19 protein-coding genes and 1 pseudogene are annotated in these 21,093 nt (G+C 56.3%); 10 read left to right on the forward strand and 10 right to left on the reverse strand.

What is annotated here, in order from left to right; translation table 11 throughout:
* Positions 1–600: 600 nt before the first annotated feature.
* The 4 genes from KR51_RS12415 to KR51_RS12430 form a co-directional block, all read right to left on the reverse strand.
* Positions 601–1,101, reverse strand: a complete 501-nt coding sequence (locus tag KR51_RS12415; protein ID WP_022608251.1) for a sterol desaturase family protein — start codon at positions 1,099–1,101, stop codon at positions 601–603.
* Positions 1,102–1,434: 333 nt separating this feature from the next.
* Entirely contained in the window at positions 1,435–3,447 is a 2,013-nt protein-coding gene (locus KR51_RS12420; RefSeq protein WP_022608253.1) for an ABC1 kinase family protein, read from the reverse strand.
* A 126-nt stretch (positions 3,448–3,573) separates the two neighbouring features.
* Positions 3,574–4,341, reverse strand: coding sequence for a PspA/IM30 family protein (locus KR51_RS12425; protein WP_022608255.1), 768 nt, complete (start codon positions 4,339–4,341; stop codon positions 3,574–3,576).
* 345 nt (positions 4,342–4,686) lie between these two features.
* Positions 4,687–5,775 (reverse strand): SPOR domain-containing protein, encoded by a 1,089-nt coding sequence (locus KR51_RS12430; protein WP_022608256.1) that lies wholly within the window; start codon positions 5,773–5,775, stop codon positions 4,687–4,689.
* A gap of 656 nt (positions 5,776–6,431) precedes the next feature.
* On the opposite strand from KR51_RS12430, the gene KR51_RS19785 reads away from it, so the two are divergent.
* From KR51_RS19785 to hemE, 3 genes are all read left to right on the forward strand, one after another.
* Positions 6,432–6,761: a hypothetical protein gene (locus KR51_RS19785; RefSeq protein ID WP_022608258.1), complete on the forward strand. Its 330-nt coding sequence runs from the start codon at positions 6,432–6,434 to the stop codon at positions 6,759–6,761.
* 500 nt (positions 6,762–7,261) lie between these two features.
* Positions 7,262–8,128 carry a S66 peptidase family protein gene (locus KR51_RS12440; RefSeq protein ID WP_022608260.1) on the forward strand — a complete coding sequence of 289 codons (867 nt, stop codon included), beginning with the start codon at positions 7,262–7,264 and terminating at the stop codon, positions 8,126–8,128.
* 337 nt (positions 8,129–8,465) lie between these two features.
* Entirely contained in the window at positions 8,466–9,527 is a 1,062-nt protein-coding gene (gene hemE / locus KR51_RS12450) for a uroporphyrinogen decarboxylase (protein WP_022608261.1), read from the forward strand.
* Positions 9,528–9,658: 131 nt separating this feature from the next.
* Here the strand turns inward: hemE and KR51_RS12455 are convergent, their stop codons facing one another.
* Positions 9,659–10,207 carry a CBS domain-containing protein gene (locus KR51_RS12455; RefSeq protein WP_022608263.1) on the reverse strand — a complete coding sequence of 183 codons (549 nt, stop codon included), beginning with the start codon at positions 10,205–10,207 and terminating at the stop codon, positions 9,659–9,661.
* A gap of 100 nt (positions 10,208–10,307) precedes the next feature.
* Between KR51_RS12455 and KR51_RS19790 the strand changes: the two genes are divergently transcribed.
* Positions 10,308–10,505, forward strand: a complete 198-nt coding sequence (locus KR51_RS19790; RefSeq protein ID WP_198016775.1) for a hypothetical protein — start codon at positions 10,308–10,310, stop codon at positions 10,503–10,505.
* A 118-nt stretch (positions 10,506–10,623) separates the two neighbouring features.
* On the forward strand, positions 10,624–11,127 hold the full coding sequence (locus KR51_RS12460) for a hypothetical protein (RefSeq protein ID WP_022608265.1): 504 nt from the start codon (positions 10,624–10,626) through the stop codon (positions 11,125–11,127).
* 219 nt (positions 11,128–11,346) lie between these two features.
* On the opposite strand, the gene purB is transcribed toward KR51_RS12460, so the two are convergent.
* Positions 11,347–12,642, reverse strand: coding sequence for an adenylosuccinate lyase (purB, locus tag KR51_RS12465; RefSeq protein WP_022608267.1), 1,296 nt, complete (start codon positions 12,640–12,642; stop codon positions 11,347–11,349).
* Between the two features lie 170 nt (positions 12,643–12,812).
* On the opposite strand from purB, the gene KR51_RS19795 reads away from it, so the two are divergent.
* Complete coding sequence (locus KR51_RS19795) at positions 12,813–12,968, forward strand: hypothetical protein (protein WP_022608269.1); 156 nt, start codon at positions 12,813–12,815, stop codon at positions 12,966–12,968.
* Between the two features lie 10 nt (positions 12,969–12,978).
* Here the strand turns inward: KR51_RS19795 and KR51_RS21005 are convergent, their stop codons facing one another.
* From KR51_RS21005 to KR51_RS12475, 3 genes are all read right to left on the reverse strand, one after another.
* The gene (locus tag KR51_RS21005; RefSeq protein ID WP_022608270.1) at positions 12,979–13,107 is read right to left on the reverse strand and encodes a hypothetical protein; all 129 of its coding nucleotides are present in this window, start codon (positions 13,105–13,107) and stop codon (positions 12,979–12,981) included.
* Positions 13,108–13,698: 591 nt separating this feature from the next.
* A complete protein-coding gene (locus KR51_RS12470) occupies positions 13,699–14,127 on the reverse strand; it encodes an NUDIX hydrolase (protein WP_022608271.1) in 429 nt (142 codons plus the stop codon).
* Between the two features lie 94 nt (positions 14,128–14,221).
* Positions 14,222–14,686: a DUF3531 family protein gene (locus KR51_RS12475; RefSeq protein WP_022608272.1), complete on the reverse strand. Its 465-nt coding sequence runs from the start codon at positions 14,684–14,686 to the stop codon at positions 14,222–14,224.
* Between the two features lie 273 nt (positions 14,687–14,959).
* Here KR51_RS12475 and typA point away from each other — a divergent pair, with 273 nt between their 5' ends.
* The 3 genes from typA (at position 14,960) to KR51_RS12490 (ending at position 18,622) form a co-directional block, all read left to right on the forward strand.
* Entirely contained in the window at positions 14,960–16,750 is a 1,791-nt protein-coding gene (gene typA / locus KR51_RS12480) for a translational GTPase TypA (protein ID WP_022608273.1), read from the forward strand.
* Between the two features lie 183 nt (positions 16,751–16,933).
* Positions 16,934–17,329: a DUF2358 domain-containing protein gene (locus tag KR51_RS12485; RefSeq protein WP_022608274.1), complete on the forward strand. Its 396-nt coding sequence runs from the start codon at positions 16,934–16,936 to the stop codon at positions 17,327–17,329.
* Positions 17,330–17,440: 111 nt separating this feature from the next.
* Entirely contained in the window at positions 17,441–18,622 is a 1,182-nt protein-coding gene (locus KR51_RS12490; RefSeq protein WP_022608275.1) for a TRC40/GET3/ArsA family transport-energizing ATPase, read from the forward strand.
* Positions 18,623–18,733: 111 nt separating this feature from the next.
* Here the strand turns inward: KR51_RS12490 and KR51_RS12495 are convergent, their stop codons facing one another.
* Positions 18,734–19,675 carry a PstS family phosphate ABC transporter substrate-binding protein gene (locus tag KR51_RS12495; RefSeq protein ID WP_022608276.1) on the reverse strand — a complete coding sequence of 314 codons (942 nt, stop codon included), beginning with the start codon at positions 19,673–19,675 and terminating at the stop codon, positions 18,734–18,736.
* Positions 19,676–20,309: 634 nt separating this feature from the next.
* Here KR51_RS12495 and KR51_RS12500 point away from each other — a divergent pair.
* Positions 20,310–21,044, forward strand: a pseudogene (locus tag KR51_RS12500) (pseudouridine synthase); the annotation flags it as partial.
* Between the last annotated feature and the right edge of the window lie 49 nt (positions 21,045–21,093).

Here is a 21,093-nt window from a genome sequence, read left to right on the forward strand (position 1 = left end):
TATTGGCTTTTCGGATCGTTTGCGGACGCCAAACGCCCGGTTGCTCACCACTTCAACACATCAGCCCTGTTCGTGCGGCCCCATCGCACCAATCGCAGATTCCTCCAACTTCTTCAGGATCCGCACTTGCACTTGCACGAGTATTTGTGAGCCGAACACATGCGTTCTTCAGTGTGCGAGTTTGAGAGATCCCTAATGGGAAAGCCTTTTCGGAATCGTAATGCGATCGCTTTTCCTCAATAGTTTCTAGTTCTTGCGAAATGCGGACCGTAATCTCAACCAAAGAGTTTGCTGCGACTAAACAACGACTACCTTGATAGTTCGATCCCCTAGTGCTCTGTCAAGTCCATGATTCAGGGTTGGCGATTTCTGGGAACTCCTTTGAACAAGGCTAGAGAGGATGAAAACCCTAAAAATTCTTCTTGATGCAGCACTAGTAGCAAGAGATGCAGCTGTAGGTTCCATCAACCTCGCGTCTTCAAGAGCTCGTCAATTTTTTCCGATTGCAGCGGACTGACAATGAAATAGGGAATATTCTACTGACTAGCACTCAGTACAGCATTTCTTGTGATGCGGTTGCGGTTGCGCGCGCGTTTCGTCCTACCACCACTTAAGAGCCAAGTAACTGCGCTCGGACTGAGAACGCTCGGCTTCAGTCAACCAATCTACGGGCTTGTAGGTGCCAAAAATGCGGTCCCACCAATCGACCGCGAGCCCGAAGTTATGGTGCCACATGCCGTACTTGTGGTGAACGTAGTGAACTGGCATTGGCATCCAGAAACACTTAACGGGGTTCTCGTGCTGAAGCTGATGGGCGTAGGCAGAGAAAGCGGCATAGGCGAGCGCTCCGAGCAGCCAGCCACTTCCTGAGGGAATTGAGACCAGGAACATGACCGGCAAGGCAACCAAACTACCGACGACATAATCGCGGAATTCCCAAAGCACGCCCTGACCTTCATTGCGTCGGTGATGGTCGCGGTGACGCTGACCGACTCGCGCGCTGGCATGCATCAGGCGATGCAACCAGTATTCGACCAGACTGGCAAAAACGAATGCCAGTGCGAATGAAACCGAGAAAACGCTAACCGACGCGATCGACACGAGTCTTGTCCTCCTCAAGCGGGTCTTCCCTGCCACCTTTAAAAATTGTACGATCGCAAATTCTTACCGACGAACTGCACGTGCAATGGCGACGAGCGTATAGCCAGGCAAAGTCGCCTAGGATGGAAGTCACGAAGCAGGATCGTTGCAGGCTTGCAATGTCCAAACCAACTCCTCAACTACTGCGACTACCCATTCTCACAGGCACAACACTTGTCATAAGTCCTGGTACCTCGCTCGCCCACGATTTATTTCTCTGGCAATGAAATATAAGGAGTAATTACTCGTCTGCAGATGTACCGTCGACACTGCTCGATCGCTCGCTAGGAAGAACTAAATTGAACGAGCGGGAGGCAGCAGTGCAGCGTTGTCGTGAACTCGTTTCGGTGCTTCGGAGACAATCGGGCTGCTATCATTACTGTTCGCAATCGCAACATCGCGAACCAGCAGGTAGCGAATCAAGCGTGCGACTGCTCGTTGAGCGAGTCCGCTTGCAATTTGTTGTCCCAAACGCTGAGTCTCGGGCTTAGCCAATACCTGCGGAACTAAGGGTAACAATGAAAGCGGGTTGAAGCCCGGTGTCTCGCGTAGAATATCGACAATGCGCTGAAAGTGCTCGATGTTCTGTGCATCTCGCGTAACCGCTGGCGGGCCATCGTTAACTGCCATTCCCACCCGCTCGCGGAACGCCATCGTGAGGTTGTGGAAACTTTGTTGTCCCAGGGCATCAACTGCATCAATTACCTCAGATGCCACGCGCTCGCGGATAAATGCCCCGCGCTCGGAAAACAAAAATTCAAATGCTTGGTCGAGCACTTTCTCAAAATCGTAATCTTGAGAAATGCGTGCGTTCCGCAGTAGATTCTCGAGGCGGTTCCAACGGAAGCTATCGTCTCGGAATAGCAAATCGCGCAGCGACGCACGTAATTGCGGCGACGGATCGGTCAGCAAGCGCTTGGCGATATAGGGATACGCTTTGCTCAATACCTTGAAATCTGGATCGATACCGATTGCAATCCCTTCAAGCGTCACGAGCGAACGAATGATCAGCGCATAATACGCCGGTACGCGAAACGGAAACTCGTACATCACCTCGGACATTTGGTCGGTGATGCTCTTGAAATTCAGCTCTGCAACACTGGCTCCAAGTGCGTCATTGAATACGCGCGCCAGGGCAGGGACAATCGGCTCGAGGTTGGTATCCGGCGCGAGAAACTCCAACTGCACGTAGTCGTTTGCAAGCGACTCAAAATCGCGATTGACCAAATGCACGACGGCTTCGATGAGCCCATACCGCTGATAGGATTCGATCTCGCTCATCATGCCGAAGTCCAGATAGGCCAAGCGTCCGTCCCGCATTGCTAACAAGTTGCCGGGATGGGGATCGGCATGAAAAAAACCATATTCCAGAAGTTGACGCAGCGAGCACTCTACACCGACTTCAAGCAGGCATTTGGCATCATTACCTTCCGCCTGGATCTGCTTGGGCTTCGTAAGCTTCGTTCCGTCGATCCACTCCATGGTCAGGACACGCCGCCCGGTGTACTGCCAGTAAATTTTGGGAACGTAAATTTCTTCGATATAACCGTACAGCTCGGCAAACCGCTCGGCATTCTGCCCCTCATGGATGTAGTTCATCTCCTCGAAGATGCGAGCGGCGAACTCATCGAGAATGGCTACGAGATCGCTACGAAGTCGTTTGACACGCTGCTGCAGCCAAATTGCTAAACCCCTTAGGATGTATACATCGAGGGTAATACGGCGGGCAAGGTCCGGACGCTGTACCTTGACGGCAACGACTTCGCCAGTAGCCAGTTTCCCCTTGTAAACTTGCCCGAGCGAAGCAGCAGCGACGGGCTCGGGCGATAGTTCGTCATAAACTGTCTCGGGGCGCGCTCCCAGCTCCTCCTCAATGAACCCGAAGGCAATTTCATTCGCAAACGGCGGTAGCTGGTCTTGAAGTTGAGCTAGTTCTTCAAGGTAAAGCGTCGAGATCAAATCGGGACGGGTGGAGAGAGCTTGCCCGATCTTGATGTAAGTCGGCCCGAGATTGGTGAGTAACTCCCGGAGTTGAACTGCCCGGCGGTGCTCGTTACGAGCGATGCTACCCGTTACCCGATCCCATAGCAGGATCAGTCCAAAAGAAAGGGCTGGAGCAATCAAATCAAACAGACGTCTGAGGATTGCTAAATAGCGTCCGCGGTAAGCGCTCGCGATCGCGGCAGGGTTGTAGCGCCAGTCTTCGCCAGAACCAGCGGCAGGTCGCTCGGCTGCAAGGACGACTGATTCGGAAGGGCGAGCCGCAGGTGCGGCTACCGGAGGAGATGCAGTCTTGGATCGAACCATCGAACTTGCAACCTGGGCGCTACGTAACGCATTGTAACAACGAGCGGCTCGCCCTGAATGCTTCTTGCGATGCAGATCGCTCGTCCCAATGGGCTGGGAACCGGCACCCGAAATCCCGCCAGCAGCTTAGGTGCGATCGAGTTCAGAACGTATGGCGTCGAGTTCTCGGTCGATATGCGTTGTGTGGGTTGCTGATGTTGGAGGCAGCTCGCCTTGGACCTCGCTGCTACCGAGCTCGGCCTTAAGAGCCGAGAGTTCGCCATCAACGTCGCCATTGCGATCGCCGGCTTCAAGGGCTCGGAAGCGCTCGTCGAGGCTGTCGCCGACCAAGCTTGCCGCCGATGCCTCGGATTGCGCTTCGAGTTCGTGCACGCGATCTTCCATGCGCTCGAAAGCATTGAGGGAACCGCCTGTTGTCAAGCCGCCGAGCATGTCATTGAGCTGCTGCGAAGCTTTTGCCGATCGCGCACGGGCAACAAACAGGTCTTTCTTCGCGCGCGCCTCGGAAATTTTGCTCTCGAGCGATCGCAAGTCGCGCTTGAGTCTGTCGATGATTGCAGACTGCTGCTGGATTTGATCTCGGTAGGAAGCTGCGCTGTCCTGGTAGGATTTGCGACGCACTAGAGCTTCGCGCGCGAGTTCTTCGTTGCCTTTACTCAAGGCAAGCTTCGCGCGCCCTTGCCACTCGTCGGCGTTCTGGCTTGCCTGAGCGGCGTGACGCTCGATGCGTTTCTGCGATGCGATCGCCTGCGCAACCGCTTGACGCATTCCAATCAAATCTTGCTGCATGTCATCGACAGCTTGCTCGAGGATTTTCTCGGGATCCTCGGCTGCTGACACCCAGCTAGTGACTCGCGATCGTGCCGCGCGCCAAGCCCGGTCTAGTAAGCCCATGTCCTACATCTCCCGCATACGACATACTGCCAACTCATAAGCCCAGCAGCTCGCCGACCGAGCTGAGTGCGTCACTCGCGCGAGTTCTTCTCGCCAACTGCGACTCCAAAACACCTGCGTACAAAGTCTTTGCTCCTCATCGTACCGCGTGCCTCTTGCGGACTTCCCCAAAATCTCCGTTCGGAGGGCGAGAATGTCCGGGCACCATACAAACTGAGAAGCGAATATTGACACCACCGCCTTACACCCTGATACCAACTTGCCACTCCTAAGCCAATCAGGGCTTGCCGCCGGCGGCGGCAGAGCTGTTGCTATGTAGCAGGGGGGTTGAGCTGGCGGTGAGATTTACGGGCGATATACCTCGGCAGCGATCCCTTGCCGTGCGAGTTGTGCGACGTGGGCTACCGCTTCGTCTTGACGGCGGAAAGCACCAACCTGAATGCGAACACCAACTGGAAAGTTTACTAAATAGGCGTCGGGCACGACAGCACGCGTGGATTGGAAAGCGCTATTGCCGCTGTAAGGCACCACTACAAAAAACCAATTGCTGTTAGCAGCTGGCGCAGGAGCGGCAGCGACAGGAACTGTTGCAGTTGCTTGTGGAGGAACTGCGGCTTCAGCAGGAGTCGGTGGGGGAGCAGACTCGCCGTCCTCTTTGAGGTTGCTGAGCCTGTCGAGTTGGAGATCGACAAACTCCCCAGAGGCAAGATCTGGCTGGGTGATAGGCGTCGAGCCGCTTGAAGAGCCACTCGCTGCCGTCAGTGGCGGCGGTTCTGGCGCAGATGAGTCTGAGCTGTTGCGCCACCGCTGCCAGACATCCGTATCGATCGAGATCGCACCGATGAGCGTACCCGTGGCCAATATCAGTGCGATCCCGACGACGCCCAGTGGCGTGAAGGATGACCGTTTTTCAATAGCGATCGCTTCCCCTTCGAGCTCGAATTCTTCAAAATTTTCTGCTGTCGGGCTGTCTGCAAGGTTGCGCAACAGCTGCTCGGTCGATTCCATATAGTCGTCGGGGATCGACTCAACCGACTGATTTAATTTATTGAAATCATCTGCTTGTGGGTGGCGAACCAAGCTTGATGCTGATTGAGCGGCGCGGCGGCGGGAGACAAACTCCGGAACGGTTGCATCTTCAGCCGCCATGGCAGCGTCGCGACCTGGCACGTCGGCGCGATTGCGATCGGAAAGAGGATCGATGGCGAACTCGGCCACTGCAGCAGGGTCGGACTGCCCCACGGGTCCTGCTGCATCTGCATGCAGGTGAGCTGCACGATCTTGCCAGAGCTTGGAACGAGGGTTTTGCCTGCGATCCCGGCGGTAGCGAAGCAGCTCGTCCTCCAACCCGATATCTAAACAACCCAAAGCAACGCAAAGAACTGGATCCAGCGACGGAGCGGGCGGCTTTCGAATGGGAGATGAGTGGTTCATATTGGCGCTCCTCCAGAAACTAGTCGTTGCGAGCGTTTGTCTAAATCGTTTGTCCGCGTCGAACCGAGAGCACGTCCTGTTGGAATTCTCAGACCGGCAGGGGTCTGGGAACTCGAGCGTCGGTCGGCACTGCCAGTCGGACTGGTCGCACTGAAAAACTCTGCCCCCCATTACACCTGCTCTGGACTCCAGTTGACTGCTGGAAGTTGCAAACTGTGACAAACTCCATCCGATACTTCCTCAGGCGCGAGCACCCCAAGCTTAGGTTCTCTGCCCGATACTTCGGGGTTGCTGCAAAAATTGCTCTGAAGGCAACAGGACTCACCTGTGCAATTGTTTCGAGCTCGCGTTTTTACATGCCCCTACCCGATCGAACAAGTCTCTGTAGTACCTTTTGCCTCGATCCCCAGCCAATGCAAGATGGGGATCGGAGGTTTTCTATCAATTCTCTAGATTTTCTTGAAGCATCCCAGAGGGTAATTGTTGCTATTTGCAAAGCAATAACGAAGAAAATCTAAACTGCCGAACTCGGCTGGGGATCGCATGGCGCGGGAAGGACGGGGCATTTTGGCGGCAAAAGTCGGCGCGGGATCGCGCTGACAATCATAAATACGGACAAAATCCCCCATGTTGCCGAATTTAGGACACCATTGCCGATGAAAGCAGCTAGATGCTCGCCCTCAATCTGCCGTTACTGCCGAAGCTATACGCCCGTCGGCCGGCGTGGCGGCAATTGTCAGAAGTTGGGCGTTCCCGTGCGGGCAACTTGGCAGGCTTGCTCACTGGCTGATTCGCCCTTTGCATCCCCCTGGCAGCGGTGGGAAGCAACGCTTGCTTTGTTGGACGATGCAGTCGCGACGGCGGGCGCGGACGGGTGGCGCGGGGTGCCAACTGCCATTGCTACCGAAAGCACTACCGAGGACGCTAACTCCAGTGCCGTCAAGCAACGGCAGTCTGTAGGTGCAGGCGTTCGCAATCGTCTATGAGCTCATCCTCCACGCTTGGCGTGCGCTGAGCCACGTTTGCCAACAACTGCCAATTGAAAGAGGAATGGCGCGAGTCGGTTCGAGAGCGCCGGTGTTGCTCGCTCGGGACGGGTTGGTGGTAGTTGTATTTTTACCAACACGGCTCTGGTTTTAACAACTCAGTCATCTACTGCGATCGGCAAGCTTAAACCCAGCGAACACTGAAAGAGACGAGCCCGCTAGCCCTCTCGCATCCAGTTCGATGCCAGCAGATGTTGGATTCTAGTAGGCCCGAAACGCTGGGAGTCAGTTAGTACTCCCAACCTGCAATATCGTTAGGGCGAACTTGGAAAGCTCCTTAGAGGGGGCGATCGCTCGGAGTTGTGGCAAAATTCGTTTTGTTCTGGCAATTCGCTTCAAACGACCGGCCAATTGAGTCCTCTCATAGCCGGATAGAACGTTATGGCAACACGTGAGCAGCGTGACGGGTCTGCTCCGGGAAGAAGATCTGGTAAGAGAACGTGTATTTGGTTCCCGGGGATTTACTCTACGCTGTTGCGCCGTGCGGCGCCCTGAAAGACCAGGCAGCACTCGATCGCGGCTTGGAGGTTTGGCGATCGCGCGGCTACCGCGTTGCGCTCGGTAGCAACTGGAACGCCTGCGAAGGATATTTGGCTGGATCGGATGAACTGCGGCGGCAGGTACTGACAACAGCATGGCAGGATCCTGAATGCAAAGGGATTCTATGTACGCGCGGCGGGTATGGCAGCATGCGTTTGCTGGAAGCCTGGCACTGGCCGGACGGTTTAGAAAGGTGGGTGGTTGGCTTCTCGGACTTGACGGGGTTGCTATGGAGTTTGCATCGTTCCGGACGCAACGGCGGCGTTCATGCCCCCGTTCTAACTACGCTGGCCGCCGAGCCGCCCGCACTGCAACAGCGATTGTTCGACGTGGTAGAAGGTCGCGCGATCGAACCGCTATACGGTGAGGGTTGGGGGAACGGGCGCGCTCGCGGTTGGCTGCTGCCAGCGAACTTGACTGTAGCGACGCACCTGCTGGGCACGCCCGTGCAGCCGGATTTGACCGGATCGATCTTGGCACTAGAGGACGTGAGCGAAGTCCCCTATCGCGTCGATCGCCTCCTCACTCACTGGCGTTTGAGCGGCGCGCTGGCTGGTGTATGCGGGATCGCCCTCGGGCGCTTCAGTCGCTGTACGGCTCCGCGTCCGAGCTGGCGGGTGGAAGAGGTGTTACGCGATCGCCTCGGCGACCTGGGCATTCCGGTCGTAAGCGGGCTGCCCTTCGGGCACGACGGTCCGAACGCCGCGCTACCGGTGGGGTCGTACGTGACAATTGATGGCAATGCCGGGAGCTTGAGCTGGGAGTAGCCAGGGCTCGGGTGCGAGTTGAGGACGCGATCGATGGCGGTGCTAAGCTAACAAATGCGATAGCGACGTTTTCACGGCCCTTGCAGCAGCCAGTTGCACCAGACCTACGGGTCGGGTTCGATCCGACGCTGGGTTGGCAAACCCCTAATTCGAATCGAGGGCGGGGGGGATTCGGAATTGAAAAGGACCTTCCGTAAGCTCCGCCCGGACGAGCGGTTGCTGGCGCGCGCGACGCGCGATCGCGTTGAAATGCTTGTTTTAGCTGCGTTCGACTGAGCCCGTTCGGGCATGCCGACAGCTTGGAGTTCTTGAACTTTTGCAACCGTTGGGAGAAACGATGACTGAATCGGAGCAAGTTCCGTACCTGTTGCGTGCGGCAAAGGGTGAAGTGCTGCCGCGTCCGCCCGTGTGGATGATGCGTCAGGCCGGTCGTTACATGCAGGCCTACCGCGACCTACGCGAGAAATATCCGAGCTTCCGCGAACGCTCCGAGAATGCTGACGTAGCAATCGAGATTTCCCTGCAGCCCTGGCATGCCTTTCAACCCGATGGCGTGATCATGTTCTCCGATATTCTGACACCGCTGCCGGGATTGGGCATCGACTTTGACATCGTCGAAAGTAAAGGACCGATTATCGACCCGCCGATCCGCACGCAAGCACAAGTCGAACGCATGCACCCGCTCGACCCGGATGCCGCGCTGCCCTTCATCCGCCCAATTCTCCAAACTCTACGCCAGGAAGTCGGCAATCGCGCTGCAGTACTCGGGTTTGTCGGTTCGCCATGGACCTTAGCAGCCTACGCGATTGAAGGCCGCACCTCCAAGAACTACGCCCACATCAAGGGCATGGCATTTTCCCAACCCGACTTGCTACACCAATTTCTCGGCAAACTCGCCGATGGTATTGCCGACTATGCATGCCATCAAATAGACTGCGGCGCGCAGGTCGTGCAACTCTTTGACTCGTGGGCCGGACAGCTCAGCCCGCAAGACTACGAGACCTTCGCGTTGCCCTACCAACAGCAGGTGGTCCGACGCGTTAAATCCACCTATCCAGACGTGCCGCTGATTCTTTACATTAGTGGCAGTGCGGGCGTCCTCGAGCGCATGGGTCGTTCGGGCGTCGATATCGTCAGTGTTGATTGGACGGTTGATATGGCCGAAGCCCGCCAGCGACTCGGTGCCGAGATGATGGTCCAAGGAAACATCGATCCCGGCGTACTCTTTGGCTCGAAGGACTTCATCCGCGATCGCATCTACGACACGGTTCGCAAGGCCGGCGAGCGGGGACATATTCTCAATCTCGGTCACGGCGTCCTGCCGGGGACGCCCGAGGAGAACGTTGCTTTCTTCTTCGAGACGGCCAAGCAAGTCAATCGCTTGGCTGCCAGCGTCTAGTCTGCGCTCCAGAAGGCGCACCGCGAGCGCACCTTCTGGAGCGCATCGCAATTGTCCTCGCGCGATTACCTCCCTACCAGTGGGGAATCGCGCAAGGGTGCATATATTGGTGTCCGTTTCTCGACAACCGCTCAGTCGCTGACGCGAGCGCGTTGGTGAGCAGCTTCTGCTTGGAGTTCCTCGACAACATCCCAGGCCGCTGCACATTCCGGCGACGTGTCGCCGGAAGCGGCGCAAATAGCCCGCGCGCGATCGCGCGCGGCTTCGATTTCGTCTTCGATGTAAATACGCTGGGGATTGTCAACGAAGTGGCTGCGGCTGAGCAAGTCGTTTATTGAGATGATGCCGAGGAGCTGCGTGCCGCGGACGACCGGTGCGTGGCGGATGTTTGCATTGGCAAACAAACGCGCAACGTACTCGACACCGAGGTCGGGATTGACCTCAATGCAGGGTTTGCTCATGATCTCGAACACACGTACGCACTCAGGGTTAGCCCCATAGGCAGCTACTTTAAAGACAATATCGGTGTCGGTAACGATACCGAATGCGTCCTCATCGTCGCGCTTTTCGACAACGAGGGCGTGGATGGAGTGCTGCCGCATGAGCTCCACGGCTGCGGCGACGGTGGCCGCCCCGCGCACGGTTACAACATGCGTTGTCAGGATGTCCTTGGCTTTCATCTGAATCGCGTCAGTCAAGTCTCTGAGTTCGGCAGACATTACGGCGGTCAGAGCGCTGCAGCTCGTCCGGAATGACCCCATTAACGGCTCTAGGCGCTTCTTGCAGACTGCTTTTGGCCATATCCAACGTGCCTACAACGAAGTATTTTGGATGAGCTGGGTCGTACCCCGAGCGTATTCCCGCCGCGAGCAGCGATCGCCAAGCGCGCAGCGGTTTACGCGAGCATTGGGGCAATCCAAGGGTGGCTCCGCGCCGTTTCTCCTGAACTCTAAAACTCTGCGGCGCTATTACCTGTAGGTTTAACAGTTTGTAATGTTCTGCCCGCAGAAGCTTTTGGGTTGAAATCCATTGCGCGGGGCGCGATTGCGATTCGATATGCTAGTCGAGACATGCGTCCTCCCCGAAACGAGACCCGATGCAGGATCCGTTCTTTTGGCTAGGGCTGTCGCTGCTGCTGGTGGCGGTCAGTCTGACGGCTGTCTTAGCAGCCGCACTCCCGGCCGTGCTGGAACTAGCGCGAGCGGCGCGCAGTGCCGAGAAGTTGTTCGACGTTTTGCAACGGGAGTTGCCCCCGACGCTGGCGGTTTTTCAAGAAACTGGCAAAGAGCTCGGCGAGCTCGGCGACGAGGTCAATGCGGGCGTGAAGGGCGCGTCCGAGCTCGTGCAACAAGTCGGTAACAGTGCGGCAGCTGCACGGCAGCAAGCGACAACGATTGCAATTGGCACGCGGGGCGTTGCAGCAGGTATTCGGGCAGCGTGGCGAGCTTGGCAGCAGCCAGTTGGCACTGCTGGCGCGACCGGCGGTCCTCGGAACGGCACTAACTCACTGTTGGAAAATGAAAATAGTACTGCGTCAGCTGCCGATCGCGAACGCTCGGGCATCGAGGTAATCGCGAAGCCCGAGCGCAAACATTTGTAACCGCCAATCTCGACAGCACCAGAAAGGCTTGAGGAGGTACCTACTTCAACGAATCCATTGCACTGGCGACCGATCGCCACTGGCGACCGATCGCCGATAGCCGGCAACCTAAACGCCCATTGAGGTAGTCCTGATGGCTGATGCTCATGCTGGGTTAGGAGCTTGGCTAAATCAGGGGTCTGCACCTGTTCAAACCTCACAGTGCAGGACTAACCCAATTCAGATGCTCAACCGTTGGTAAACAGTTTCGAGATGCTTAAGTTGCTGGGTAGGGTCGAAACAGACAGCGATTGCTTCGGGCGACAGGCGCTCGGCAACGCGCGGGTCGGCTTCGATCAGGGTGCGGAAGTTACCGTCAGTCTGGTTCCAGGCCGCATGGGCGCTGGACTGCACGATGGCGTAGGCATCCTCGCGACTGAGTCCCGCTTCAACAAGAGCGAGCAGCACGCGCTGGCTGAAAATCGCGCCGCCATAGAGGTTCATGTTCCGCAACATGTTGTCCGGATAAACCTGCAAGTGCTGTACCAGTTCGGTCAGTTCCACGAGCATAAAGTGAGTCAGGATGCAGGCGTCGGGTAAGATCACGCGCTCCACCGAACTGTGCGAGATATCGCGTTCGTGCCACAGCGCGACGTTTTCCAAAGCTGCGATCGCATGACCGCGCAGAATGCGCGCGCCACCGGTCAGTCGCTCGGAGCGAATCGGGTTGCGCTTGTGCGGCATTGCCGAGGATCCTTTCTGTCCTTTGGCAAAAAATTCTTCTACTTCCAGCACGTCCGTGCGCTGCAGGTTGCGGATCTCGACGGCGAAGCGTTCGATCGATGCGCCGAGCAGTGCGAGTTGCTGGACGAACTCGGCATGGCGATCGCGCGACACCACCTGAGTTGATGCCGTATCGGGCTGGAGGCCCAGCTGCTGGCAGGCGATCGCTTCCACGCGGGGGTCAATATTGGCGTAGGTCCCCACAGCCCCAGAAATCTTGCCGACGGCAATCTCGCGGCGCAGGCGAACCAAGCGGTCTCGGTGGCGCAGCATTTCAGCCAGCCAGCCAGCAAGCTTAAACCCGAAGGTCATGGGTTCGGCATGGATCCCATGGGAGCGCCCGACACAAATCGTGTTGCGGTGTTGCTGGGCGCGGTAACGAATGGCTTGAATGAGGCGTTCGGTTTGCTCGAGCAGGACGTCATTACTGGCAACGAGCTGCAATGCAAGGGCCGTATCGAGTACGTCAGAGCTGGTCAAACCGAGGTGAATGTAGCGACCGACATCGCCGACGTGCTCGTTGACGTTAGTCAGAAACGCAATAACATCGTGCCGGACTTCTGCTTCAATTGCAGCGATGCGCTCCGGTTCAAAAGCAGCTTTTGCCTCGATCTCGGGTAAGGCTTCGGTCGGAATCGCGCCCAGTTCGGCTTGAGCTTTGCAGACGGCAATCTCGACCTGCAGCCACGTTTTGTACTTATAGCCGTCCGTCCACAAGTCGCCCATTGCGGGCAGCGTATACCGTTCGATCACGCGCCGGTTGCTCCCGATACAACCGCAACATTGTAGCGCCTGCACGGGCGATCGCGCCGAACCGGGAACTAGGATCGCATCCGCACGGGCGCCGAGATCGCTCCCCTCAATGTGGTGTGAGGGTTAGAACTGGATTACGGTTGCGACTCCAGTTAGGGAGGTCGAGAACGATGGTCGAGCGTCTGCTGCTAGCGATCGCGCAGGGAATATTTCTGAAGCGATCGCCCCCACAACAACCAACGCCGCAAGTCGAACCGGAATCACTTGCAGCGATCGCGTCCCCGGTGTTGCCGGAACCGACGCGGGTTGAGTTCCCCCCGCTTTGAGCCGCGTGCGCTAATGAGTTTGAGTTAAACCCTCTGCCAAGACAACCAAGATCTTGCCCGTGCGAGTTTGTAGTGCACGTTCGTCTTCGAGCCGTTTGCGGAAACGCTGTCGCAAGCGCTTTGCTTTTACGTGGGGCATGCTCGCTTTTTCCTGGCGTCATTAGCCCGTGCTCGTAGTGGTTCACATGAAGTCGTGGAGGCTCTAACCTGACTTACTGCCACGAGTGCCTCAAACCATGCAAGCTCCTGTTTAGATATCAGGGGTTTCAGGAGATGTGTCAGTCAGCCAGGGCTCAAGCCTTTCAATCTATGCAGAATAGCCAGGCGCGAAGTGCAAATGGCACCAATATGTTTCCCGACTTCCTAAAAAAGATATGCTCTTTTCGATCGGTCTCGAGACCCGCTGTCGAAAGTTATTGCTGTGAACTTCAACATTATTGGTTTGTCCAGTTTTCATTCTCAACCAGAGGATTTCGCTGACTGGGGATCGCTTTTTTGCAGGCTAGCCAAAAGTCAGTATACGTCCCAGCTCATCAAACTCAATCGTCTGTTGTCCTACCCACCTGTAAATGATTTTCGTCTTTGACACGATTGCAGTCGGGACGCAAGCTTGTTGCAATGAGTTATGAGGCTTTCGAGCAACCCCAAAACCATTCATTAGGAAAATACTCGAACAAACGTGACGGAGAAGATCGGGCGATCGCTTTCCCCGCATCAATGCCAGCAGCGTTCAGAGGTAATCCAGGAAGGCTGGAGGGACGACTGTTAGCTTGCCCGCAAGACATTCTTCGATATCAACCCACAACGCCAGCTTCGATCGCTTGCCTTCTAAAAACGGGATCTGCTCCCGCTCGTAGAAATCGAGATCGATAAACCGGCAACGATAAAGCTGGGCGATCTCGTGTCCGGTTTTGCCGTTGTACGTGAAAATGCTTTCCAAGCAGCCGAGGTAATGTATGTCTTCGAGCTCGGCACCGATCTCTTCACGGAACTCCCGCTGGAGGGCATCGCGGCTGTGTTCGCCGAAGTCCACGCCGCCGCCCATCGCCCGATAGAACGTTCGCTGTTCGACCGGATCGAACCCTTGTGATAGAAACAGACGATCGCGATCGCGGATCAATCCCAGCGCTAAGACGCGGATGCGTTTGGAGTCGTGCAAGGTAGGTGCGAGTGAGCTCGACAGAAAAGCAAGTTAAGACAGTGCGGCTATCGGTGCGGTCAAAAAACAATTGGGCGAGCGACTTTTAGCGTGTCTAATTCTGGATGTTCTCGTTGTCGTCGTAGAAACGCGCCTCGGCCTTACTCTCAACCGGCCAGTCTTCATTAACGCCACCGACGATCGCCTGCTCGATTTGCAAATAGTCTCTGCCGAGTTGCATTAACGCGTTAATCAATACATCCAAGGCAACCGGGTCGCTCGTGCCCAGATCGAACCAACAGCGTCCCCAGGTTCCGCGGTACTCGAACTCGCTCGAGTTATGCATCGGAGCCATCAATGCCTGCTCGCTTTGGTCCGTATCATAGTCCATGTAACTTAGATCGACACCTGCTTCCATAACCTGAAAGTTTTCTGCATTGAACCCACCGAGCTTGCCGACATAAAACCACGAGTCGAATAACTCCTCGACATATTGCCGTTCCACAATTGACGGCACTGTTGCAAACTCCAGCCAAATCCACAAGTCAAACGGATTGACTTCGCGAAAAGTAACCTTCATGCCACCTCGATATTGAATCCCTTGTCCGTTCCCGACGGGCGCATGACGCGCTCTGCCCCTGCATTCTCATCATCAATCGATGCAGAAAGACGTCTCTATCGACGCGATCGCACCTCTCAGGCTAACAGACTCCTCCTGTATCCCTGCTTCCCCAGGCAACACGGGACGGGAGATACCCAACCACCCAAGAACTGCGCATACCAGATCGAGAGCGCGCCCGATCGGATAGAATTGTGAAGTCTTAATAAAGATTTGTGTCTCGAGGTCAACTTCATGACAGCTGCGATCCGCAACGTTGCCATCATCGCCCACGTCGACCACGGTAAAACCACCCTCGTGGATGCCTTGCTGAGACAGTCTGGGATTTTTCGCGAGGGGGAAGAAGTTCCTACCTGCGTTATGGACTCGAACGACCTCGAGCGCGAACGCGGCATCACGATTCTGTCTAAAAACACCGCCGTTCGTTATAAAGACACGCTCATTAATATCATTGACACGCCCGGTCACGCGGACTTTGGCGGCGAGGTCGAGCGCGTGCTCGGTATGGTCGACGGCTGCGTGCTCATTGTCGATGCTAACGAAGGGCCGATGCCGCAAACTCGCTTCGTATTGCGCAAAGCTCTTGAAAAAGGATTGCGTCCGATCGTCGTCGTGAACAAAATCGATCGCCCCCAAGCCGACCCCTACGGCGCGATCGACAAAGTGCTGGACTTATTTATCGAACTCGGTGCCGACGACGACCAGTGCGACTTCCCCTATCTGTTCGCCTCGGGATTACAGGGCTGCGCGATTGCCGACCTCGATGATGAGGGTAAGGACATGCAGCCCTTGTTCGAGTCGATCTTGCGCCACGTCCCACCGCCAGCGGGCGATGCCGATAAACCGCTGCAGCTGCAAGTGACAACCCTTGATTACTCCGAGTACCTCGGGCGTATCGTTATCGGTCGCGTTCACAACGGTGTCATCCACGCGGGCGAACAAGTGGCACTGGTCAAAGACACCGGCGACGTCGTCAAATCCAAGGTCACGAAACTGCTCGGGTTCGAAGGACTCCAGCGCATCGAAATCGAGGAAGCCGCAGCCGGAAACATTGTCGCCGTCGCGGGCTTTGCCGACGCCAACATCGGGGAAACGATCTCCGCTGCCGACGACCCGCAGCCGTTGCCGTTGATTGCCGTCGACGAGCCGACGCTGCAGATGACATTCTCAGTCAACGACGCACCTTTTGCCGGACAAGAAGGTCGCTTCGTGACCTCCCGGCAGCTGCGCGATCGCCTCTACCGCGAATTGGAAACCAACGTGGCATTGCGCGTGGAGGACGGCGACACGCCGGACAAATTCGCCGTTGCCGGCCGCGGCGAACTACACCTCGGCATTCTGATCGAAAACATGCGCCGCGAAGGCTATGAGTTCCAAGTTTCGCAGCCGCAAGTGATCTTCCGCGAAGTCAACGGTAAGCCTTACGAGCCCTTCGAGTACTTGGTGTTGGACGTACCTGAAGATGCTGTCGGCGGATGCATCGAGCGCTTGGGCGAGCGTAAGGGTGAAATGCAGAACATGCAGATGGCCGGTGGCGGGCGATCGCAACTGGATTTCACCATTCCGGCCCGCGGGCTAATCGGTTTCCGCAGCGAGTTCCTGCGCCTGACGCGCGGCGAAGGCATCATGAGCCACAGTTTCTTGGACTACCGCCCGATGGTCAGCGACATCGGTACGCGGCGCAACGGCGTGCTGATTGCCTTCGAGGAAGGTACGGCTACGTTCTACGCCCTCAAGAATGCCGAGGATCGCGGGTCGTTCTTCATCACGCCCGGCACGAAGGTGTACCGGGGCATGATCGTCGGCGAGAACAACCGCCCGCAGGATCTAGAGCTGAACGTTTGCAAGACCAAGCAACTCACGAACATGCGATCGGCTACTGGCGACGAACTCGTGCAGTTGCAAACACCCGTTGACATGAACCTGGAGCGAGCGCTGGAGTACATCCAAGCTGACGAACTCGTAGAAATCACCCCCGTGTCAGTGCGCCTGCGGAAGTTGTCGAAGAAGCTCGCCAAGCGCTAAACCGAACGGTAATACCGCCCGAACGCGGAGCGATCGCGCGTTTCTGTTGGGAATCGCTCTGGAGCAATCGCACACCGATGCTTGCAGCGAATTTTCCAGGTTGCATCCAACCCCCAACACTCTGCGATCGCTCTAGCGACCTGCGATCCCGTTTCGGCTCAGGACAGATTGCAACTACGACCTGTGATTCAATTAGGCGATCGCTCCAACCTGATCGACATCTTACGCGCCGATTACCAGCGCTTCCCGTCCGATCAAAGCTTTGAGATCTACGCCGAGGACGTGTATTTCCGCGATCCCCTCAGCGAGTTTCGCGGGCGCGATCGCTTTCGGCAGACCATCGGCTTCATCCAGCGCTGGTTTCGCGAGGTGCGCATGGACCTCCACGCCATCTACCAACACGGCGACACGATCTACACAGACTGGACCCTCAACTGGACAACGCCGCTTCCATGGCAACCGCGCATAGCTATCGCCGGCCGCAGCGAGTTGCAAGTTTGCGACGGTCTCGTTATCTCCCATATTGACTATTGGCATTGCTCGCGCCTCAACGTTTTGCGCCAGCATTTCAGCTCTTAGTCTAGGTCTCTTTCCGTCGGTGTATCTCGGCGGCAATTCCCACCGCCGGGCGGTGGGAATTGCAACAATGAGATGGCGTAAAGATTTTTAAGTTTTTTTACAGGCTGCCCCATGCGCGTAATCCTCATGACCGGTAAAGGTGGAGTTGGCAAAACCTCCGTCGCTGCAGCGACCGGACTGCGCTGCGCCGAACTCGGCTACAAGACCCTTGTCCTCAGCACCGACCCCGCCCACTCTCTTGCCGATAGCTTTGACCTCGAGCTCGGGCACGAACCGCGCTCGGTCCGCGAGAATCTGTGGGGTGCCGAACTTGATGCGCTGGTCGAACTCGAAGACAACTGGGGTGCAGTCAAGCGTTATATCACCGATGTCTTGCAAGCCCGGGGTCTAGATGGTGTTCAAGCAGAAGAGCTTGCCGTATTACCGGGAATGGACGAGATTTTTGGTTTGGTTCGCGTCAAACGCCACTACGACGAGGGCGAGTTTGACGTGCTGATCGTCGATTCGGCACCGACCGGAACCGCCTTGCGCTTGCTGAGTATTCCGGAGGTTGGGGGGTGGTATATACGGCGGTTCTACAAACCGTTTCAAGGCATGTCAGCCGCTTTACGTCCGATCGTCGAGCCAATCTTCCGACCGATTGCGGGGTTCTCACTCCCAACTACGGAGGTCATGAACGCGCCTTACGAGTTTTACCAACAGATCGAAGCCCTGGAAAAAGTCTTGACGGATAACATGCAAACCTCCGTCCGGCTAGTGACCAACCCCGAAAAAATGGTCATCAAAGAATCAGCACGCGCTCATGCCTACCTGAGCCTTTATAACGTCGCGACCGATCTGGTCATTGCCAACCGCATCATCCCCGACGAAGTGACCGATCCATTCTTCAAGCGGTGGAAAGAGCACCAGCACATCTACCGCCAGGAGATTCATTCCAACTTCCATCCGCTCCCGGTGAAGGAAGTGCCGCTCTACTCGGAAGAAATGTGCGGTCTTTCCGCTCTGGAGCGCTTGAAGGAAACGCTCTATGGCGATGAGGACCCATCGCAGGTGTATTACAAGGAAGATACGATCCGCGTAAAGCAAAACTCCGACGGCTACAATCTGGAGCTCTACTTACCAGGGATTGCAAAAGACAAAGTCCAGCTCAACAAAACCGGCGACGAACTGAACATCCGTATCGGCAATCACCGTCGCAACCTCGTGCTCCCTCAGTCCCTTGCCGCCATGCAACCAGCTGGGGCAAAGATGGAAGCGGATTACCTTAAAATTCGCTTCAGAGCAACTGCGTAGCCATATCGAAGATCCCGATCGCATTTTAAAAAAGGCGGCAGGTTGCTTTTAGAACCTACCGCCTATACGAGATATCAAACTCGGGCTAAAGCAACCCGATTGCGACAGGACTTATTGAAGCTGTGCAAGTTGCTGTGCATACTGGCTCGGGGACAGAGGTACGTAACCGACCTCGGACACCAGAGGTGAGCCTTCAGTCATCAAGTAGTCCACATAAGCTTGGACCTGCGGCTTCTCTGCGTAAGCATCCGTGCGGACGTAAACGAACAGCGGACGGGACAGTGGGGTGTAGGTGCCGTTTTCAACCGTTGCAGCAGAGGGCGAAACCGGACCGTTGCCGCTGTCGATCTTGACAGCCTTGAGACGACCTTGGTTCTCGACGTAATAGGCGTAACCGAAGTAGCCGAGAGCGTTCCGATCGCCCTCAACACCCAACACGAGGACGTTGTCATCTTCGCTAGCGGTGTAATCGCCGCGGCTGGCCCCTTCTTCGCCCACAATCACGTCGGTGAAATAATCGAACGTACCGGAATCAGCACCGGGACCGAACAGCGTGAGAGGTGCGTCGGGCCAGGAGGAACGTACTTGGCTCCAGTTGTCGATCGTGCCCTGCGCATCCGGCTCCCAGATCTTCTTCAGATCGTCGGTGGTCATGGTTTCTGCCCAGCTGTTGTTCGGATTGATCACGACCGTCAGGGCGTCGTAAGCAACTTCCAACTCGACGAACTCAATGCCTGCTGCTTTGCAGGTTTCGATCTCGGACTCTTTAATCGGACGCGATGCGTTCGAGATGTCGGTCTCGCCGCGGCAGAACTTCTTGAAGCCGCCGCCGCTGCCAGACACACCTACGGTCACGCGCATTCCGGGATTCGCTGCTTGGAATTCTTCTGCTACGGCTTCGGCGATGGGGAAAACCGTGCTGGAGCCGTCAATTTGTACCAGACCTGACTGGGAACGGACTGCAGGAACAACAATGCCCACACTTGCCGCCGCCAGTGCCAAAGCACCTGCCTGAGTAACGCGGTTGAATTTGGATTTCTGCACGTTTGCCACGATTCGCTCTCCTAACACTTGAACCTACACGGTTAGTCGTAGATAACACTATCCGGCAAATGTTAAGAGGAGTTTAAGTTGCGTCCCACTTGCGAGGGAGGCAGAACAATACAATCCCTGCCGTCAAACTGCTGTCGGCAGGATAGGACGAATTCATAGAGGCTAGCAACGAACGGGATCGCCTTAAGATCGCGCCTTCAGGTACCGCGACACTTGGCTGCTGCTGGCTTTCTTGACCGCACAAACAATCCCGAAGTTCCACCCCAGTCAATATATTTTGCTAAGCACGCAGAAGCCTGGTGTCGATCGAGATAGTCTGTGTAGATCGTCTTCTACGTTACCGAATGCCTTGCAGTCTCTTGAGCTTGTACGACCGATCGGCTTAGTAGCGTTTAAAACCCGATCTGCACGACACTCGAGACCGGTGCGATTTCTCAACGATGCCGTCCTCGATGCAAAACCAGAGGGCGATCGCGCAGTATGTCGAGTTCCTTACAAAACTTCTGCGGAAGGATCGAGGAACGACTTGCTTCAGGTCATTTATCGATAACATTTTGGCAGCGAGCGACCTGCCTTAAGATCGAACTAGGAATGCAAGACAGGCAATCGCCGTTCGGCACCTTACAAGCAATCCGTGACGCAAGAACGCATCCAGAAGCTACTTTCTCAATGGGGCATAGCCTCCCGGCGACAGGCAGAAACCATGATCCGCAACGGTCGCGTGACGATTGACGGTCGCCGCGCTCAATTAGGTGACAAAGCCGACCCTGCCCGCGATCGCTTGACAGTAGATGGGGAACTCCTAACTCCCGACACCCGCCCTGCACTCCGTTACCTGTTGCTCAACAAGCCGGTTGGCGTCGTGTCTACCTGTCGCGATCCCTACGGGCGGCAATCCGTCCTAAATTTACTCCCGACCGATCTCCGTAATGGTTGGGGCCTGCATCCAGTCGGACGACTCGATGCAGATTCCAGCGGCGCAATACTCCTGACGAATGATGGCGAGCTGACGCTGCGACTGACCCATCCGCGATATCACCTACCGAAAACGTATCGGGTTTGGGTCTGCGGCAAACCGTCCGATTCTGTGTTAAAAAAATGGCGGCAGGGAGTTCTTCTCGATGGTCGGCTGACGCTGCCTGCACGCGTGGCGGTAGTTCGCTCGTGCGAGCGTCAGACCTTACTAGAGATTGTCTTGACCGAGGGGCGCAACCGCCAGATCCGTCGGGTGGCCGAGCAATTGAGACATGAGGTTCGCACGCTGGAGCGCATTGCGATTGGTACAATCGCCCTCAATGCTCCAGGACAAACGCCCTTGTCGCGCGGGTGCTATCGCCCGCTCAGCGATCGTGAATTACGTTGGCTGCGCTGCTGCGTCGATCTAAATGCCGCACGAACGCCGCATCCACCAGGGGATC

The sequence above is a fragment of the Rubidibacter lacunae KORDI 51-2 genome, from assembly GCF_000473895.1.
Taxonomy (GTDB): Bacteria; Cyanobacteriota; Cyanobacteriia; order Cyanobacteriales; family Rubidibacteraceae; genus Rubidibacter; species Rubidibacter lacunae.

Coding starts and splice junctions, on each gene's coding strand:
- KR51_RS12490 (WP_022608275.1), top strand. CDS start 17,441: ATGCGCGTAATCCTCATGACCGGTAAAGGTGGAGTTGGCAAAACCTCC.
- KR51_RS12425 (WP_022608255.1), bottom strand. CDS start 4,341: ATGGGCTTACTAGACCGGGCTTGGCGCGCGGCACGATCGCGAGTCACT.
- typA (WP_022608273.1), top strand. CDS start 14,960: ATGACAGCTGCGATCCGCAACGTTGCCATCATCGCCCACGTCGACCAC.
- hemE (WP_022608261.1), top strand. CDS start 8,466: ATGACTGAATCGGAGCAAGTTCCGTACCTGTTGCGTGCGGCAAAGGGT.
- KR51_RS12475 (WP_022608272.1), bottom strand. CDS start 14,686: ATGAAGGTTACTTTTCGCGAAGTCAATCCGTTTGACTTGTGGATTTGG.
- KR51_RS21005 (WP_022608270.1), bottom strand. CDS start 13,107: ATGCCCCACGTAAAAGCAAAGCGCTTGCGACAGCGTTTCCGCAAACGG.
- KR51_RS12420 (WP_022608253.1), bottom strand. CDS start 3,447: ATGGTTCGATCCAAGACTGCATCTCCTCCGGTAGCCGCACCTGCGGCT.
- KR51_RS19795 (WP_022608269.1), top strand. CDS start 12,813: ATGGTCGAGCGTCTGCTGCTAGCGATCGCGCAGGGAATATTTCTGAAG.
- KR51_RS12455 (WP_022608263.1), bottom strand. CDS start 10,207: ATGAAAGCCAAGGACATCCTGACAACGCATGTTGTAACCGTGCGCGGG.
- KR51_RS12460 (WP_022608265.1), top strand. CDS start 10,624: ATGCAGGATCCGTTCTTTTGGCTAGGGCTGTCGCTGCTGCTGGTGGCG.
- KR51_RS19785 (WP_022608258.1), top strand. CDS start 6,432: ATGAAAGCAGCTAGATGCTCGCCCTCAATCTGCCGTTACTGCCGAAGC.
- KR51_RS12430 (WP_022608256.1), bottom strand. CDS start 5,775: ATGAACCACTCATCTCCCATTCGAAAGCCGCCCGCTCCGTCGCTGGAT.